A 17272-nucleotide genomic window follows, 5' to 3' on the forward strand; every position below is an offset into this window, starting at 1 on the left:
AATACATGCGCCCATAGCTCAATTGGATAGAGCATGTGACTACGGATCACAAGGTTGGGGGTTCGAGTCCCTCTGGGCGCACTTATTACAGTGTAATATTTCCTAAACTAATATGACTTTATACATTCACTGAGGGTGCTTTAAAATTTTAACTAAGTCTAAAAATTGATTAACCTTTTGATCATTATTATAAAGCCGTGTAAAGAATCTCCGCTTATGCCTCTACAGTGTCATTCTGAACGAAGTGAAGAATCTCCTGTTTTTCTCTTCAAAAAATCAAAAAAGTGATCCTTCGGACTTACGTCCTCAGGATGATGAGAAAAAGTAAGTTAACATATACATTCTACAACTTACCAAAATTTTAGAACATTCTCTACATTCACTTGCAATATTCAAAATATAGTGTATACTATATAGAGTGAAAAGAGGAAAGGAATCCTCTAAAAATAGGAAAATATTATGGAACCCGGGAGTCGGGATTTCGGAGCTTAAAATATAAAATATTATAAAATCTTTCCAAATCCCACACTTCTAAGTCCTTACTAAAATCCTTAAAATCAGAGCATTTCTTTTCCTCTTTAAAAAAATTTTTTAAGGAGGCATTTTTATGTCAAATCAAGGTAAAACATTCAAGGATTTAAATCTATCAAAGGAGACTTTAAAATCCTTAGACGAATTAGGTTATTCTAAACCTACAGAAATTCAAGAAAAAGCAATTCCGGCAGTTATGACCGGAAAGGATTTGGTAGCACAAGCACAAACAGGTACAGGAAAAACTGCAGCTTTTGGAGTACCGATTGTTGAAAAAGTAAATCCAAAACAAAAGAAAGTTCAAGCATTAATCTTGGTTCCTACAAGAGAGTTAGCAATTCAAGTAGCTAAGGAAATTAAAGAACTTGGAAAAAACAAAAAAGTTTATACCTTAGCAGTTTACGGCGGTAAATCTATTAGCCATCAAATAAACTTTTTAAAGAAAGGTTCGGATGTGGTAGTAGTTGGTACACCAGGAAGAGTTAGAGATTTATTAGAAAGAGGCGTTTTAAATCTTGATAATGTAAAAATGTTTGTTTTAGACGAAGCAGATAGAATGCTTGAAATGGGATTTATAGACGATATTGAAGAGATTATGTCTTACCTTCCAGAAGATAGACAAAATTTATTATTCTCAGCAACTATGCCAAAAGAGATTTTAGATTTAGCTGAAGAGTTTTTAAATGAGAATTATGAAACAATAAGAGTTAAGCCAGATGAAGTGACTGTTGAAAAGATAAAACAAATCATTTACAGAGTAAATCCAAGAGATAAGTTTAAGAAATTAACAGAAGTTTTATCTCAAAATGAGGCAGAAAAAGTAATTATTTTTACACAAACTAAAATCGAAGCTGACGAGCTTGCAGAAAGATTGAATGAAGAAGGCTTTAATGCAAGTGCTATTCATGGTGATTTTTCTCAAAAGAAAAGAGAAACTGTTTTACATAATTTTAGAACAGGCAAATTAAAAATTCTTGTAGCTACGGATGTTGCAGCAAGAGGACTTGATATAAAAGGTGTTGACCTTGTTATAAATTATGGTTTACCAAGAGATGCAGAAAGTTATATCCATAGAATAGGCAGAACCGGAAGAGCAGGAAGAGAAGGGACAGCTATTTCTATAATGACTCCTTCTGAAGACAAACAACTTCAAAATATTCAAAAGAAAACAAAAGCGAATATAGAAGTCATAAATGAAGCACAAGAAAAGAAACTTTCTTCAGCACAAAAAGATAAATCTTCTCAAAAAGAAAGGTCTTCAAGAAATCAAACAAGAAGAAGACAGAGAAGTTAAAAATAGATAGAGGCTCGTAATACGCATCTGGTATATATTTAGAGTGAGGAAGCGAATAAGTGATTAATGAAGAATGATATATTGGGCAGTTCAAAAGCTGCCCATACACCATACATCAAAGGGGTTTGTGATTCGCTTCAAATAATGCGTTTTATTTCTCACATTTAAATGATTAACTCTAGATATTTCTGTTGTTCACAATTTATTTACAAATCTAATACTCAAGTTATTATATAATTATTTAAAGATAAAAAAAATTAAAAGGAGAAGTACATGAAATTAAAGTTATTTTTTGCAGGATTAATGTCTGCAGCATCATTAGTAATGGCAGCAGAAAGTTGTTTAGGTGGTGGTTCTAAAGTAAGTACATCAGAAGTTCAAAAAGCACTATCAGGTATACTTGGTAATGCAAAGGTTGTAAGTGTTTCAAATGCTCCAATTAGCGGTTTATATGAAGTTGTTATCGAAAGTGGTGGAAGAAAAGTACCAATCTATATTGATTGCAATTTAAAATACTTGGTGAATGGTGAAATAATAGATATTAATAAAAAAGTTAGCTTGACAAGAGAAAGGTTTCAGGCACTGCAATCACAAGCAAACTCAGAAAAAGAAACAAGACTTACTAAGATTTTAGGTAAAGATAAAGTTGAAATGTTAAAAAAAGAAGGTTTATTAGAATCTGTTAATATAGTAGATTTAAAGAATTTGCCAAAACCTAACGTAAGCTATGGAAATGGAAATATTAAAATCTATGTTATAACAGACCCTCAATGTCCATTCTGTGCAAAACTGCATGAAGAAATTAAAAAAGTCTTGGCTCAAAGAAAAGATGTTTCGTTTGAAATGATTATGTATCCATTGCCGTTCCATAAACACGCATCTGGAGTGGCTCAAAATATTATTTGTCAAAACGATAATACAGCAAAGCAAAAAACACTTGATGCTGCATTTTCTTATACTTTAAAAAATGATGAAAATGGGCTGGCATCTCTTGAAAAACCTTGTAATGCTGGAAAGCAAGCTGTAGATAACAATCTAAAATACGGTCAAGCTAATGGAATTAACGGAACACCAACGATAATCTTCCCTAAGGGTGTGGCAATATCCGGTGCATTACCTGCTGATAAATTAAATAAATTGATAGATATTTTAAAGTGATAGAGGTTAAAAATTTAAAAGTTTCCTTTCAGATAGAAAATCAAGTTATAGAGGCTCTGAAAGGAGTCTCTTTTTCTTTAAATAAAGGTGAAATTGTAGCAATTGTTGGAGAATCTGGTTCCGGTAAGAGTGTTACATGTCAGGCTATCATGGATATTCTTCCAAGTTATGCTAAAAAAGAAGGTAAAATCATCGTTGATAATAAGGATTTAGATTCTTTATCCAATGAAGAAAAAAGACAACTTAGAGGAAATAAAATATCAATGGTATTTCAAGAGCCATCTGCGGTACTAAATCCTTTAATGACAATTGGTGAGCAAATAGTAGAGACGATTTTGGCTCATAAAAACGTATCGAAAAATGAAGCAAAAGAATTAGCTTTAAGTGCTATGGAAAAAGTAAAGATGCCAAATCCAAAACAAAGGTTTAACCAATATCCTCACGAACTTTCCGGTGGACTAAAACAAAGAGCTGTAATAGCTATTGCCGTTGTAAATAATCCTGATTATCTTCTAGCAGATGAGCCAACGACTGCACTTGATGTTACAATTTCTTTACAGATATTAAATTTATTCAATGAGTTAAAAGAAACTTTAAACATGGGAATTCTTCTTATTACTCATGATTTAGGAGTTGTAGCCCAGGTTGCTGATAGAGTCATAGTTATGTATAAAGGAGAGCTGTTAGAGGAAGGTAAAGCTTTTGAAATTTTTGACAACCCTCAGCATCCATATACCAAAAAACTTTTATCATCAAGAATTTTTTTGGGAGTGTCCTAAAATTTTTGTAAGTTGTAAAATGCATCTGTAAATATAACTTTGCCTTTTCCTGTCATCCTGAAGACCTAAGTCCGAAGGATCTCCTCTTTTAAAAAGTCAGAAAGTGAGTAGAGGCAATTCATGAATTGCCCGTACAGTGAATAAGTGAGAGGTAAAAGTAAGAGATTACTCAGTATCTATAACATCTCACGGCTTACGTTTCATCTTTAAATGTCTGAAGAAAATCTTGAAGTGTTATAATTATATTTCAAAAATAAGTAGTAATGAGGTATTTTTTGGATAGAAAGCTAATCGTCACTAAAGGCTTTAAAAATACATTTTATCTTATTTTAGAAGACAACATACCCGTTGAACTTAAGATAGAAGATATTGAGATATCTAAGCAAACTGGAAGTATTTATAAAGGTAAGGTTTTAAGATATAGTCAAGCGATGGAAGCTTTTTTTGTTGATATCGGAGAGGATAAAGAAGCTTTCCTGCCAAAAAAAGATATTTGCGAAGAAGTTTGTAAGAATATAGATAAAGGCTCTTCGATCTTGGTACAGGTAAAAAGGTCTCCGGTTAGTACAAAAGGAGCAAAACTTTCCTGTAAAATTTCTCTTCCGGGTAAATATTTGGTATTACTTCCCCAAAGCAAAGGCAAAATTTCTATTTCATCAAAATATGAAGATAATGATGAAAGGAATGAAATTAAAGAAAGAATAAAGAATCTATTGCATGAAATAAATCAAGAAAATTTTGGATTAATCATTAGAACCGCTGCAAAGGATGCACCGGATGAAGCAATTTTAGAAGATTTTAAATTTCTGATAGAATTATGGAACCAAATCCAAAAAGATTATAATAAGAAAAAAGCTCCATCTGTAATATATGAAGAACCATTCAAAGCCTTTGCAATTTTAAGAGATTATGCAGGCTCATTTTCTGAAATAATCTCAGATGATGTGTCTATTTTAAAGCTGATTAAAAAGTTCGTCTTGGAAAATTTTACAAATGCAAACATTAAAATGACTCCTTACAGAAAAAGAAAAGAGTCGTTATTCTATGAATATGAGTTAGACAAGCTGATAAATAAAATCCTATCGCCATATGCATATCTAAAAAGTGGTTCCTATCTTGTAATTCAAGAAACAGAAGCGTTAGTAGTTATTGATGTAAACAGCGGAAGCTGTCATAAACAGAAAAATTTAGAAGAGACAGCATTTAGAATAAACTTAGAAGCAATTCCAGAAATTGTCAGGCAGATAAGACTTAGAGATTTAAGCGGAATAGTTGTAATAGATTTTATTGATATGATAAATCAAGAGCATAAAGAAGCAATTGTGGAAAGACTTAAAGAAGAATTTAAAAAAGATAAAAGACCTGTAAAGATTAAAGGATTAACACAGCTTGGACTTTTAGAACTCTCAAGAAAGAAGCTTGAAGAAAGTCTTATAAAACAGCTTTCAGATTACTGTCAGCATTGTTATGGAAGAGGATATATAAAATCTCAAGATGTAGTGATATTTGAGCTTGAAAAGACAATTAATAAACTAAAACCATTTGCAAAAATGAAAATTATTATCAATCCAAAGCTTTCCAAAGCTGTAGATAATTTATTGGAAAATTTAAAGCTAAAAGAACTTGTAGAGATAGAGTATAATAATAAAATGCAGTTAGATAAATTTGAGGTTGAAAAAGTATTATGAAAAGATTTGTTGTATTTTTAATTTCAGGATTGGTAATAATTTCTTGTGCAGATAAAGGGCAAAAACTCTATGAAGGGCAGGAAAAACTAAGTAAAGGTCTTGAACTTTATAAAAAAGGTGAGTATAAAAAGGCAAAAGAAGAGCTTAAAAATGCAATCTTTAAATCTCAAGGTTTAACACCTGCTCAAATCATGGAAGCAAGATTTGCATTAGCAGATTCTTACTACAACAGAGAAGAATACATAGATGCAATAGTAGAATTTGAGGAGTTTATAGCACTATTTCCAACATCTCCAAGAATGCCAGAAGCTTTATATAAACTTGCCATGTCTTACCTTTTTGTATCCCCGGACTATAAAAGGGATATGACCTATGTTAACAAAGCACAAGAAAAAGCGGAAGAGATAATTTCAAGCTATCCAGACAGTAAGTATGTTAAAGCAGCAAAAGAGATTTTAAAGAAAATAAATGAAATAAAAGCTAAACATACCTTGTATATTGCAGAAACATATGAAAAGTATGGAAAGCCATACTCAGCTTCTGTATACTATCAGGAAGCTTATACAAACTATAAAGATTACATAGAAAAAGACTATGTAGCATACAAACTTGCATATAATTTAATCAATGCAGAAAATCAGTATGTAGGAGAAATAAACGAGCTAAGACAAAAAATAAAAGAATTAGATAAAAAAATCAATGAAGAGAAAGATTTAGAATCTAAAAACATACTTATAAACAGAAAAGCGATTCTTGAGCAAGAACTAAATGTATATCTAACAAGAATAGAAGAATCAAAGCAGAGAGCAAAAGAGATTATAGAAAACTTTCCAAAAGCATTTCCAGATTCTAAGTACTTAGCAGAAGTCAAAAACCTTGAAAAAAGTAGTAATTTGCAAAAATTATTAAGAAAAATAGATATCTTTAATTAAAGAGGTGAGATGGAAACATTAGAGATTGTAAAAAAGATAATTGAAAAAGCTGAAGAGAAAAAAGGCGAAGATATTGTAGCTCTTGAGATAGGAAAGATCAATCCTATCATTGCAGATTACATGATTATTATAACAGGGACAGTACCGATACATACGAGAGCAATTGCAGATAATATTATAGGTGGTTTAAAAGAATACGGAGTAATACCTCACCATTTGGAAGGATATACAGAAGGAAGATGGATTGCCGTAGATTACGGAGATATTATGATTAACATATTTCTGCCTGAGCTTAGAGATTATTATAAGCTTGAGTGGTTATGGTCTGATGCTCCACGGGTAGAATATACAGCAGAAGGAATAAAACAATAAATGCCAATTGGTATATTTGATTCAGGGATAGGTGGACTTACCGTATTTAAAGAGATAGCTGCAAGCTTTCCAAAGGTAGATTTATACTATCTTGGAGATACAGCAAGAGTTCCATATGGAAACAAATCAAAAACGACGATTATCAGATATTCTGTAGAATGTGCTAGTTATCTGTATCATAACTATAATGTAGATGCGATAGTAATAGCCTGTAATACAGCCTCTTCATATGCACTTGATACATTGAGAGAAATATTACCGATTCCTGTAATAGGCGTAGTTCAGCCGGGAGCAGAATCGGCAGTAAAAGTAAGTAAAAATAAAAAAATTGGTGTGATAGGTACATCAGCAACTATAAAGAGCAATTCTTACTTTGAGACTTTAAAAAGCTTAGATAAGGATTTAGAAATCTATCAAAAAGCTTGTCCGTTGTTTGTTCCGCTGGTAGAAGAAGGCTGGATAGATAATGAAGTAGCAAAGTTAACAGTTAAAGAGTATCTTGACGACCTTGTTAAAACAGGAATTGATACGCTTATACTTGGATGTACCCATTATCCACTTTTGAAAAACACAATAAAAGGTTTGTATCCACATTTAAATATAGTTGATTCGTCTGTCGCGATAGTTGAACATCTAAAAAACATAAAACTAAATATTGAAGAGACAGGAAAAAGAAAGATTTTTATAACCGATGAGTCTCATGCTTTTGATAAGTTGAAAAATATGCTTGTTGGAGATATTAAGACAGAAAAAATAGAACTTTCAGACCTATGCTCTCTCTAAATTCAAGGAGAAAAAATGCTTAAAAGATACACAGTAAACTCACCAAAAACATTAAAAGATTTTATAGCTGAAAGCTTAAAAATTTCAAAAAATCAAGCAAAAGATATTATCGACAGTAGAAATGTTATTGTAAACAACAAAAGAGTTTGGATAGCATCACATAATCTAAAACCGGGAGATGTAGTTGAGATAGTTCAAAGTGAGTTAAAAAATGATTTAAAAATACTATATGAAGATGATTATATCATTGCAATTGATAAGCCACCAACAATCGTAAGTGATAAAGAAAGTTCATCTGCAGAAGATATACTTAGAAAGAAATTAAAAAACGATAAAATAAAAGCAATTCATAGACTTGATAAGGAAACATCCGGTGTTTTACTTTTTGCAAAAGATTATAAAATCTTTGAAAAGTTTAAAGAGATATGGGAAGATAAAAACGTTTTAAAAATTTACTTAGCTATATCTCATAACGAAGCAAACTTTAAAGACTTTACAATCAATCAAGATATAGATGGAAAACAGGCTATTACTCATTTAAAAGTTTTAAACAAAGGAAATGGTTTTACATACTTTCAAGTAAGAATAGAAACTGGAAGAAAACATCAGATAAGAAAACATCTTGCAAGTATAAGACATCCTATCGTTGGAGATAAAATTTACAGTATTAAAAAGTTTGAGAATAATTTAGTAAAAAGAGTAACAAGACAGATGCTCCATTCATACAAATTAGTGTTGACACACCCTTATTTAAATAAAAAAATAGAAATAACCGCACCACTTCCATCAGATTTTAAGAATGTTTTGAATTATTTGAATGAGAGATGAGAAGGAATCCTTCCTTGAATGTTTTTTAAAAGAAAAAGGGGATTATTTGAACGGCTACAGAATGACGGAATAAGGTTATCCTTCCTTTAATGTTTATCATTCAACCTTTTCCTGTCACCCTGAACGTAGTGAAGGATCTCATTTTTTAATGTTTTTTGAAAAGAAAAACAGGAGATTCTTCGCTTACGCTCAGGATGTTCTATGTTAAATGTCAAGTACAAAAATTTTCATCAAATGGTCTTCTGCTTTTTAATACACCATATGCCTGCCTTAATAACTTATGTGCTACAGCCACTAATGCTAACTTTTTAGCCTGGAAGTTAAAATAATGTTGTGTCTAAATAAAATTATAAGGAGTAGTGGTAATGAATAAAAAAGAATACTTTAAAAAATATTAGACAGATCAACTGAAGGATTAGTAAAAGAACTTTTCCCAAACGGTATAACAACTCAAGAAAAGATAGGCATAAGAAAACTTTTAGAATCTGTTGTGGAACTGATTATGAATCAGGAAAGAAATTTCTTTCTTGAAAATGATAAAGACAACAAAGCAAACGGATAATATGAAAGAAGTCTAAATACAGGTTCTTTCAAGCTTAACATAAATGTTCCAAGAGATAGAAAAGGTAAATTTAGACCACAAATATTACCTGGCCCATACAAAAGAGTTAATGAAGATTATTTAGACCTTCTTATGAGTTTAGTATCCAATGGATACTCAGAAAGCAAGATAGATTCTACATTAAAAAGCTTAGGCTTAAGCTATTCAAACAACATATGGATATAATTAAAAAACAGCTTATAGAAAGACTTGAGTGATTTCAAAACAAGAGAGCTTCCATCAGATGTATTTGTACTGTATATAGACGCATACCGCTGTGATATAAAAGAAAAAAACAAAATAAGAAAAGCTTCTGTCTATGTAGTTCTTGGAATAGATTTACAAGGAAATAAGGATATATTTGGATTTTATACATTTTTCAGTAGTGAAAATAAAGCAGACTGGATAAAAGTATTCAATGATTTAATAGATAGAGGACTAAAAAGGGTAATGCTTATAGTAAGTGATGATTTTCCTGGAATATCAAAAGCCATAGAAACACTATTTCCTTTTACAGACCATCAGCTATGTTTAGTCCATTTACAAAGAAATGTCAAAAGTCAAATGGGTAAGGAAGATTCGCAAACATTTAACAAAGAGCTGAAAAACATAAAAGAAAACAGCTTAGATTATGAAGATGGATTAGAAAAATTAGATGATTTATGTAGTAGATTTAAATCTAAATATCCAAGCTTTATAAAACATATTCAATCTAACAAAGAGAGATACTTATGTTTTTTAAAATATCCAGAGAGTCTAAGAAAACACATATACACAACAAATCCAGTTGAAAGTGTTAATAGCATGATAGAAAAGGTAAGAATAAATTTAGGTGGATATTTTCAATCTGTGGACATTCTTGAGATAAATCTGCTTATACAAAGAGACAATTTAAAGAATGGAAAATGGAAAAAGCCTATACCTGCTTTTAAAGGAGTCTCTTATGAAATTTTACAATTGTTTAATAAAAAGTTTTCAATCCAGACACAAAATTATTGACAAGTCTCTTTTCATTGGTACATGACTTAATGATTCTCTTTTGTTTTTTAACATTGTAAGCTGCTGTTGTAAGTCTTCCAATATCTTTAGTTTTACTTCTATTTCTTTTTCTACATCTGATTTTGGTTTATAAAGCTCTCCATCGAAAAACGTTCTTCCATATTCTGCTATAAAGAATGAATCAGCTTTATCTGTTTTAACTCTTGTCATTTTAGCTTCCATAAATTTCTTTATTGAAAATGGATTTATTACTGCTACATTATAGTCATTTTCATACAGATAATTAGCAAGCTTTAAATGGTAAACTCCCGTATGTTCCATTATGATAAGCATATCTGACTTTTTAAACTTCTTAAGGTAAGGCTTTACTTTCATTTCAAACTCTACCGGGTCAGATTTAACTTCAAAAGTTTCTTTCTTGTTATCATACAAAACTGTAGCAGTGAATGAGTTTTTAGATACATCAACTCCTATAACAATTTTGTAGCTGTTCATAATAGTACCTCCTTTCATAAAATACTTGACATGAAAGAAACTTCCTGATAACCTATCATCGTAGTTAAATACAGGCTTAAAAGCCTAATGTTCTGATTCAGGTTTTAGGAAGTAGAGGAAGGACAGTCTAAAACATCCTGATCGGTCTTAAAAGACCAATGACAAACACTTGATCTGTCCTTCTTTTTTTCTCCCATGTCTATAATTATTATAAAACTTATTCTCTTATAGTTTAAAAAATTTTTAGTATATTTAATATACGATGACAGCGAAAGGTTGAATGATACGCATTAAAGGAAGGATAACCTTATATGTCATTCTGAGCGAAGCGAAGAATCTCCTGTTTTTAATGAATTTTTCACCCGACGTATAAAATACTTATTTATCCCTCTTTACTTTTAACTTTCTCGCTCAAGATTTGGCATAAGTTATAATAATCCCAAATATCATAAACAAATTGAGGGAATAGAATGATAGCAAAAGTATCAGCTTGTATTATAGCCAAAAATGAAGAGAATAATTTGCCCAGGTTGCTTGAAAGTATAAAAGGGAAATTTGATGAAATAGTTTTAGTAGATACAGGTTCAACTGATAAAACTGTAGAGATTGCAAAAAGTTATGGAGCAAAAGTATTTTATAGAGAATGGAATGGATTTGCAGATGCAAGGCAATATGCAGTAGAAAAAGCAACCGGAGAATGGATTTGGTTTTTTGATGCAGATTGTGAGCTTGAAGAAGATGAATATGAGAGATTCAAAAGAATATTGTTGTTAGTTCATGAGAATCCTGTAATAGAAGGAATTGGTGTTATTTATAAAAATATAGACATAAACGGACAAGTAAAAGGATATTCAAGTACTGTTCATATTCATAGAAAAAAACCAGAGCTTGTATGGGAAGGTAAAATTCATGAAAGAGTTGTGAACAAAAACACCGGAACAATAATTATTCCACCATTTTCCGTTTACGTTTTACATCATGGATATGCAGATTTAAAAACACAGCTTTGTAAAGCCAAAAGAAATTTAAAACTCATCTTTGAAGAATTAAGAAGGTCAAAATCTAATCAAAAAGAGTACTACTTAAATATTTTTTATGTTGTACAATCCTATCTTATTCTTTCTGCTGATGAAAATGGAAAAAAATATCTAAGAAAAAGTCTGAGATATATAAACAAGTTTTTAGAAAATAAAGATATTATTGAAAATGACAGTACTTTTAAAATACATTTTTATTCTTACGCATCACAAATATATAAACGATTGAATGAAACAGATAAAGCCTTAGAGCTAATAGATGAGGGGCTTAAATTAAAAGAGCTTTATCCTGACTTTCATTATTTAAAGTATGAAATCTATAAAGAGAAAAAGGAAATGGAAAAAGCAATAGAAGAGGGAATTAAATTTTTACAAAGTGTTGATAGATATGGAAATAAAGTTATTACAGACTATGTATTTATGAAAGATAATGTTTTAAATGAATTGGTAAATATGATTAATTTAGAAGAAAGTAAAGAGGAAATAATCCAAAAAATAAAAGAAATATACAAAAAACATAGAGGTTTATACATTAGCAGACTCTTGTTTTACTTAATAAAGGACAAAAACAAAAAAGAAGCAGAAAAAATAATTTTAAAATCTGCAATTTTATACAATTCAGACCAAGCATATGCGGATATTGGATTATTGGCTTTAGAAAATAATGAACTTGAAAAAGCAAAAGAGTATTTTATAAAAGCCTTAGATATAAATCCGTTTAACACTCAAGCCAATAAGTATTTGTATGAGATTTCAATTAGAGAGAACAATTTAAATAAAGCTTTTGAGTATCTTAAAAATTATGTTTTGTATTCAAAAGATGCAAATTATCTTCCAAATTTAATAGAAATATCCGATAAATTAGGTTTTTCCGAATTTTCAAAAAAGTTAAAAGAAAGACTAAAAAATTTTTAAAAACTCACGATAATAAAATTGAAAATAAATTTTTAGGAGGTAAAAATCATGGCACTAAGAATTAACTACAACTACTCAGCAGACTTCACATTGGTTAATCTTAACCAAACAGAAGCACAGCAAAACAAATCCTTAGAAAGATTATCTACAGGATTTAGAATTAACAGAGCAGCAGACGATGCAGCAGGTTACTTCATAGCTAACCAATTAAAACAATATGCAGCATCATTGCAACAAGGAACAAGAAACGCTAACGATGGAATCAGCTTAGCCCAAATTGGACAAGGAGCATTGAAAGAAGTTTACAATATCTTAGTTGATATTAAAAGTAAAGTCATTCAGGCATCTAATACATCTGATGATACTTCAAGAGGACAAATCCAACAGGATATTAACAGCTTAGCAGATGCTATAGGTAAAATATTCAAAGATACGGAATTTAATGGATTAAACTTGTTTAGTGGAGCAGGACCAACTACTTTCACAATCCATTATGGTGGAAGAACAAACCAAGAATTAGTAATGACAACAGCTTCTGCTACAGTACAAGTTGGCACAGCAACAAATGCTCCATCTACAGTTGCAATTGGTGGAACTACTTTTGCAATTGACGTAACTACTCAAGCAAATGCTAACGCGTCAGTATCAACTGTAGATGCTTTAATTAAAGCAGTAGACGATATGGCAGCTAAATTTGGTTCATACCAAATAGAGCTTGAAAAAATCATATCTAACAACGAAACAGCAAGAGTTAACACATCAGAAGCTGAAAGCAGAATCAGAAACGTAGATATGGCTAATGAAATGGCTAACTTTACAAAACTTCAAATCTTAATGCAATCTGGCACTGCAATGCTCGCTCAAGCTAACGCTAAAAATCAATTAGTATTACAATTATTAAGATAATAATTTATAATATTAAACCTGGGGTTTTGCCCCAGGTTTTTATTTTTTTAAAGTTCTGGGTTCCAAAAGATAAGTATAAAAATACTTATGCTTTGGAACTTGGGCTGGTTAATAAGGAGGTGGTCAGACATGAATGTTAATAACATTAATCCTTTTTTGAATGATATAAATCAGAATGTTCAGCCTATAAATCAAGATAGAAGACCTGAAAATATTGATAATTCTCAAACTTCAACTGCTATCAATATACAAAAGGCTGCAAATACAGATCAAAATCAGCTTGAAAATCAGTTAAAAGATTCTATAAAAAATGCAGAAGAATTAAAGAAAATTCTACAAGAGCTACAAAATAAGATTAGTTATTTAAATAAATCTCTTAAGATAGAATTAAATGAAGAAATAAAGGAGCCTGTTGTAAAAATAATAGATATTACCAGCAACGAGGTAATCAGACAAATTCCACCTGATTATGTAATAAATATAATTAAAAATATTAACAAGATGCTTGGTGCATTGGTAAACGAAAAAGTATAAAAAAGTGAATAAGTGAGTGGGTGAATAAGTGAGTAGGTGGATGTGGTTTTATACATTATTGAAAAATAAAAATATGTTAAACTAATTTCACTTATTCACTTATTCACTGTCTCACTTCCTCACTTCCGACTGAAAGGAGGCAATCATGGCTGGAGAACTTAATGTTACAGGCTTAGTTAATGGTTTTGATATGAATTCTATATTGCAACAAATTCAAGCGATAAAAAGTCAGCAAATTCTTATGCTACAGGGGCAACAGCAGCAGATTTCTGATAAAAAAACTGTTATTTCAAACATTCAAAGTATTCTTAAAAATTTACAAAGTTCTATCAATAACATTTCTGACCCTTCTACAGTTAATGCAAAATCTGTGAATGTATCTAATCCTAATGTATTAACTGCATCTATAACAGACCCTACTAATGTATCAGAAGGAATTTATAATATAAACATATCTCAATTAGCTACAAATCAAGTTTATGCTTCAAATAATTCTTTTTCTGACAAAAACGCATCCTTGGGTTTAAATCCAGGTACTTTGACAATTTCAATGAATGGTAATAGCTATAATATTAACTATGATAACACAGATTCACTACAATCTTTAGCTGACAAAATTAATAATACTGCAAGTGCCAATAGTGGTAACTTTAGAGCCTCTATTATAAACGTTGGTACATCAAGCAATCCAAAGTATAAGTTAGTAATATCTGGGACTAAAACAGGAGCTGATAACTCATTTACGATATCTGATACAGGAAATGCTGTTTCTGTATTAGGTTTAACAAACATTCAAAATGCTCAAAATGGGGCAGCAACAGTAAATGGATTACAGGTACAAAGCGACACTAATACATTTACAAACATACCTGGTTTATCTTTTACAGCATTTCAGACTGGTTCTACTGTTTTACAAATTCAAAAAGATAATAAGCCAATAACCGATACTCTTCAGGCAATTGTTAATTATTATAACCAGCTTGTAGATACTGTTAACAAAGAAACAGGCAAAGGTGGGAAATTAAGCGGTGAGTACGGTTTAAATCAAATTGTTAACGGAATATTTAGCCAATTACAACCTCTTTTTACTGCAGATATTATAAACTTCGACAGAACATCCGGACATATTTCTTTAAATACATCAAAGCTAAATGATGCTTTGACTAATAATGGGGCAGATCTTCAAAATACTTTAAATAATATTAAAAATAATTTAACAACCTATCTAAATCCATATACTCAATTTAATGGCATATTAGACCAATACAATAAATCTTATGATAGTCAAATTCAAAATATTCAAAACTTAATAGATTTACAGACAAAAAGAGTTCAAATTGAAATTGAAACTTTAAAAAATCAATTCATACAAATGCAAATGCTACAGGCTCAAATGAACGATATTAGTGCAAGAATTCAGGCAACATTTGGCAATCAAAGCTCAAAATAAGAAGGAGATTAATAAGTGAATCCATATGAAAGCTATTTAAAAACAGGCTTGGAAACAGCAAACCTTCCAAAGCTTATTTCTATGGGATATGAAAGGATTATATTAGAACTAAAAGCTGCAATAGAAAGTATAAAAAATAATGATTTAAAATCAAAAATTAATCACATAAATAAAGCATTAGATATCCTTTTAACTTTAAAAACAGGTCTTGATATTGAAAAAGGTGGAGAGATAGCTCAGAATTTATATGAAATTTATAACTTTTGTGAGAAACAAATCATGCTTGGAAATTTAAAAAATGATGAAAATACTTTAAATGAAGTTATTGATATTTTAAATACAGTTAGAGAAGGATGGGAGGAGTTATCATCAAAAGTTTAGACGATTTGTTAGCTGAATCTGAAAGGTTAGTCATTCTTCTTAATTCAAACGATTTTGATTCAAATATTTATAATTATTTGGAAAGTTTAATTAAAGACATTAATGATTTTTTAAGTCAAAATAGTACATCACTTGTAAAACAGGAAAAAAAAATATCGCTACTGCAGGAGAAGGTAGACATAATATCAAATAGTTTGAGAGAAAAAATGGATTTAATTATAAATAAATTAAACGATAAAAATAAAGAATTAGAATACTTGTATAATGCTAAGAAAATGTTGCTTGAATGATTGACGGTACCGGACTAAAGTCTTCAAGATGACAAAGAAAGTGAAAGAGCAAACATCGCACGTTAGTAGTTGCCTTATTTGCCTTTAAAAGCCGGCAAGAAGCCTCCACCTTTATAAGTGTTTTCCAAAATTTTTGTAAGCTTATCTTTTCTTATCATCCTGATGCTGTAAAGCCGAGGAATCTCTTCATTTAAAATTGAGTAAGAATGAGATTCTTCGCTTCGCTCAGAATGATAGACAAGGTAATACTTTTATCAAAAACTTTTTTAGAACAGTCTCCTTTGATTTTCTCATCCGACATGATTAACAACAGAGACTGTTCCAAAATTTTTGCAAGTTTACCTTTTTGTCATCTTGATGATTTTAGCCCGAAGGATCTCATCTTTTGATTTTTTGAAATGACACTATTGGGTCGTTCTTTGTCATCCTGAGGCCGAAGGCCGAAGGATCTCATGTTCTAATGCGTTTAAAAGGAAGGAAACAAAAACAAAAGATTCTTCACCGGCCGCAGAATGACTGTGTAGATTTTTAGAACAGTCTTGATTTATAACAAAATATTTACCTTTCAATCTCTTTCTCTACCAAACTACAAAACTTTTCATAATCTTCTTTTGTATCAATGCCGACGGTATCCTTAGAAACTTTGGCAAGTTTTATTTTGTAGCCATTGTATAAAAATCTTAGCTGTTCTAACTTTTCTACTTCTTCTATTGGTGCAGGTTTGAGATTGTATGAAAAATCTATCAATGCTTTTTTATGATAGCCATAAATACCTAAGTGTTTTTTTGGAGTAAGTATTTTTAACATCTGATTAAAATCTAAATCTCTATAAAATGGAACTGGACTTCTTGAAAAGTAAATAGCAAAATCATCTTTATCGGAAATAACTTTGACTATGTTTGGATTTAAATAATCATCTTCTTTTTCTATCGGATAATACAATGTTGCAACAGGAGAATTTTTTAACAGATCAAACAGTTTGACAATATCTCTTGGCTCAATTAATGGCTCGTCTCCTTGAACGTTGACTATATAGTCTAAATCTTTATCTTTTACTGCGTAAGCTATCCTGTCTGAGCCACTTTTTAGGTCAGATGGTGTAAGAATAATTTCAATTGGATAATCTTTTAAAATTTCTACAAATTCTTGACTATCGCAGGCAACTATTACAGGAATGTCCGTTTTAAGACAGTTTTCAACAGTCCAGGCAATTATAGGCTTTCCATTTACTGGCAAAAGTAGCTTATCTTTTAATCTTGTAGAACCTTTCCTTGCCGGTATAACGATGGCTTTTCTCAT

At 30.6% G+C, this 17272-nt stretch carries 15 protein-coding genes, 1 tRNA gene and 3 pseudogenes; 16 read left to right on the plus strand and 3 right to left on the minus strand.

The features are described from left to right. The first annotated feature begins 7 nt into the window (after window positions 1-7). From SYO3AOP1_RS05100 to SYO3AOP1_RS05140, 9 genes are all read left to right on the plus strand, one after another. Window positions 8-81: transfer RNA gene (locus tag SYO3AOP1_RS05100), tRNA-Arg, on the plus strand. Window positions 82-607: 526 nt separating this feature from the next. Then, window positions 608-1825, plus strand: coding sequence for a DEAD/DEAH box helicase (locus tag SYO3AOP1_RS05105; protein ID WP_012459672.1), 1218 nt, complete (start codon window positions 608-610; stop codon window positions 1823-1825). Window positions 1826-2098: 273 nt separating this feature from the next. Then, entirely contained in the window at window positions 2099-2983 is an 885-nt protein-coding gene (locus SYO3AOP1_RS05110; RefSeq protein WP_012459673.1) for a DsbC family protein, read from the plus strand. Next, complete coding sequence (locus SYO3AOP1_RS05115) at window positions 2980-3762, plus strand: ABC transporter ATP-binding protein (protein WP_012459674.1); 783 nt, start codon at window positions 2980-2982, stop codon at window positions 3760-3762. The genes SYO3AOP1_RS05110 and SYO3AOP1_RS05115 overlap by 4 nt, the downstream gene beginning before the upstream one ends. Before the next feature lie 275 nt (window positions 3763-4037). Beyond that, window positions 4038-5450: an Rne/Rng family ribonuclease gene (locus tag SYO3AOP1_RS05120; RefSeq protein ID WP_012459675.1), complete on the plus strand. Its 1413-nt coding sequence runs from the start codon at window positions 4038-4040 to the stop codon at window positions 5448-5450. Then, on the plus strand, window positions 5447-6382 hold the full coding sequence (bamD, locus tag SYO3AOP1_RS05125) for an outer membrane protein assembly factor BamD (protein ID WP_012459676.1): 936 nt from the start codon (window positions 5447-5449) through the stop codon (window positions 6380-6382). The genes SYO3AOP1_RS05120 and bamD overlap by 4 nt, the downstream gene beginning before the upstream one ends. A gap of 9 nt (window positions 6383-6391) precedes the next feature. Beyond that, window positions 6392-6754, plus strand: a complete 363-nt coding sequence (rsfS, locus tag SYO3AOP1_RS05130) for a ribosome silencing factor (RefSeq protein WP_012459677.1) — start codon at window positions 6392-6394, stop codon at window positions 6752-6754. Next, entirely contained in the window at window positions 6755-7537 is a 783-nt protein-coding gene (murI, locus tag SYO3AOP1_RS05135; RefSeq protein WP_012459678.1) for a glutamate racemase, read from the plus strand. A gap of 15 nt (window positions 7538-7552) precedes the next feature. Continuing rightward, window positions 7553-8365: an RluA family pseudouridine synthase gene (locus tag SYO3AOP1_RS05140; RefSeq protein WP_012459679.1), complete on the plus strand. Its 813-nt coding sequence runs from the start codon at window positions 7553-7555 to the stop codon at window positions 8363-8365. Between the two features lie 211 nt (window positions 8366-8576). Here SYO3AOP1_RS05140 and SYO3AOP1_RS09840 read toward each other — a convergent pair. Beyond that, window positions 8577-8681, minus strand: a pseudogene (locus SYO3AOP1_RS09840) (IS110 family transposase); the annotation flags it as partial. Window positions 8682-8966: 285 nt separating this feature from the next. Here SYO3AOP1_RS09840 and SYO3AOP1_RS05145 point away from each other — a divergent pair. Then, window positions 8967-9965 (plus strand): annotated as a pseudogene (locus SYO3AOP1_RS05145) (IS256 family transposase). A 6-nt stretch (window positions 9966-9971) separates the two neighbouring features. Here SYO3AOP1_RS05145 and SYO3AOP1_RS05150 read toward each other — a convergent pair. Next, window positions 9972-10460: pseudogene (locus SYO3AOP1_RS05150) on the minus strand (transposase); the annotation flags it as partial. A gap of 470 nt (window positions 10461-10930) precedes the next feature. On the opposite strand from SYO3AOP1_RS05150, the gene SYO3AOP1_RS05155 reads away from it, so the two are divergent. The 6 genes from SYO3AOP1_RS05155 to SYO3AOP1_RS05180 all read left to right on the plus strand — a co-directional run bounded on the left by SYO3AOP1_RS05155 (window position 10931) and on the right by SYO3AOP1_RS05180 (window position 15973). Further along, the gene (locus tag SYO3AOP1_RS05155; RefSeq protein ID WP_012459680.1) at window positions 10931-12412 is read left to right on the plus strand and encodes a TPR domain-containing glycosyltransferase; all 1482 of its coding nucleotides are present in this window, start codon (window positions 10931-10933) and stop codon (window positions 12410-12412) included. Window positions 12413-12460: 48 nt separating this feature from the next. After that, window positions 12461-13318: a flagellin gene (locus SYO3AOP1_RS05160; protein ID WP_012459681.1), complete on the plus strand. Its 858-nt coding sequence runs from the start codon at window positions 12461-12463 to the stop codon at window positions 13316-13318. 129 nt (window positions 13319-13447) lie between these two features. Beyond that, the gene (locus SYO3AOP1_RS05165) at window positions 13448-13852 is read left to right on the plus strand and encodes a flagellar protein FlaG (protein ID WP_012459682.1); all 405 of its coding nucleotides are present in this window, start codon (window positions 13448-13450) and stop codon (window positions 13850-13852) included. 145 nt (window positions 13853-13997) lie between these two features. Then, window positions 13998-15302 (plus strand): flagellar filament capping protein FliD, encoded by a 1305-nt coding sequence (gene fliD / locus SYO3AOP1_RS05170; RefSeq protein WP_012459683.1) that lies wholly within the window; start codon window positions 13998-14000, stop codon window positions 15300-15302. Window positions 15303-15317: 15 nt separating this feature from the next. Next, window positions 15318-15683 (plus strand): flagellar export chaperone FliS, encoded by a 366-nt coding sequence (gene fliS, locus SYO3AOP1_RS05175; protein ID WP_012459684.1) that lies wholly within the window; start codon window positions 15318-15320, stop codon window positions 15681-15683. Further along, window positions 15656-15973: a hypothetical protein gene (locus SYO3AOP1_RS05180; protein WP_012459685.1), complete on the plus strand. Its 318-nt coding sequence runs from the start codon at window positions 15656-15658 to the stop codon at window positions 15971-15973. Before fliS ends, SYO3AOP1_RS05180 begins: the two co-directional genes overlap by 28 nt. Window positions 15974-16531: 558 nt before the next feature. Here SYO3AOP1_RS05180 and kdsB read toward each other — a convergent pair. Further along, complete coding sequence (kdsB, locus tag SYO3AOP1_RS05185; RefSeq protein ID WP_012459686.1) at window positions 16532-17272, minus strand: 3-deoxy-manno-octulosonate cytidylyltransferase; 741 nt, start codon at window positions 17270-17272, stop codon at window positions 16532-16534.

This window comes from Sulfurihydrogenibium sp. YO3AOP1 (assembly GCF_000020325.1).
Lineage (GTDB): Bacteria > Aquificota > Aquificia > Aquificales > Hydrogenothermaceae > Sulfurihydrogenibium.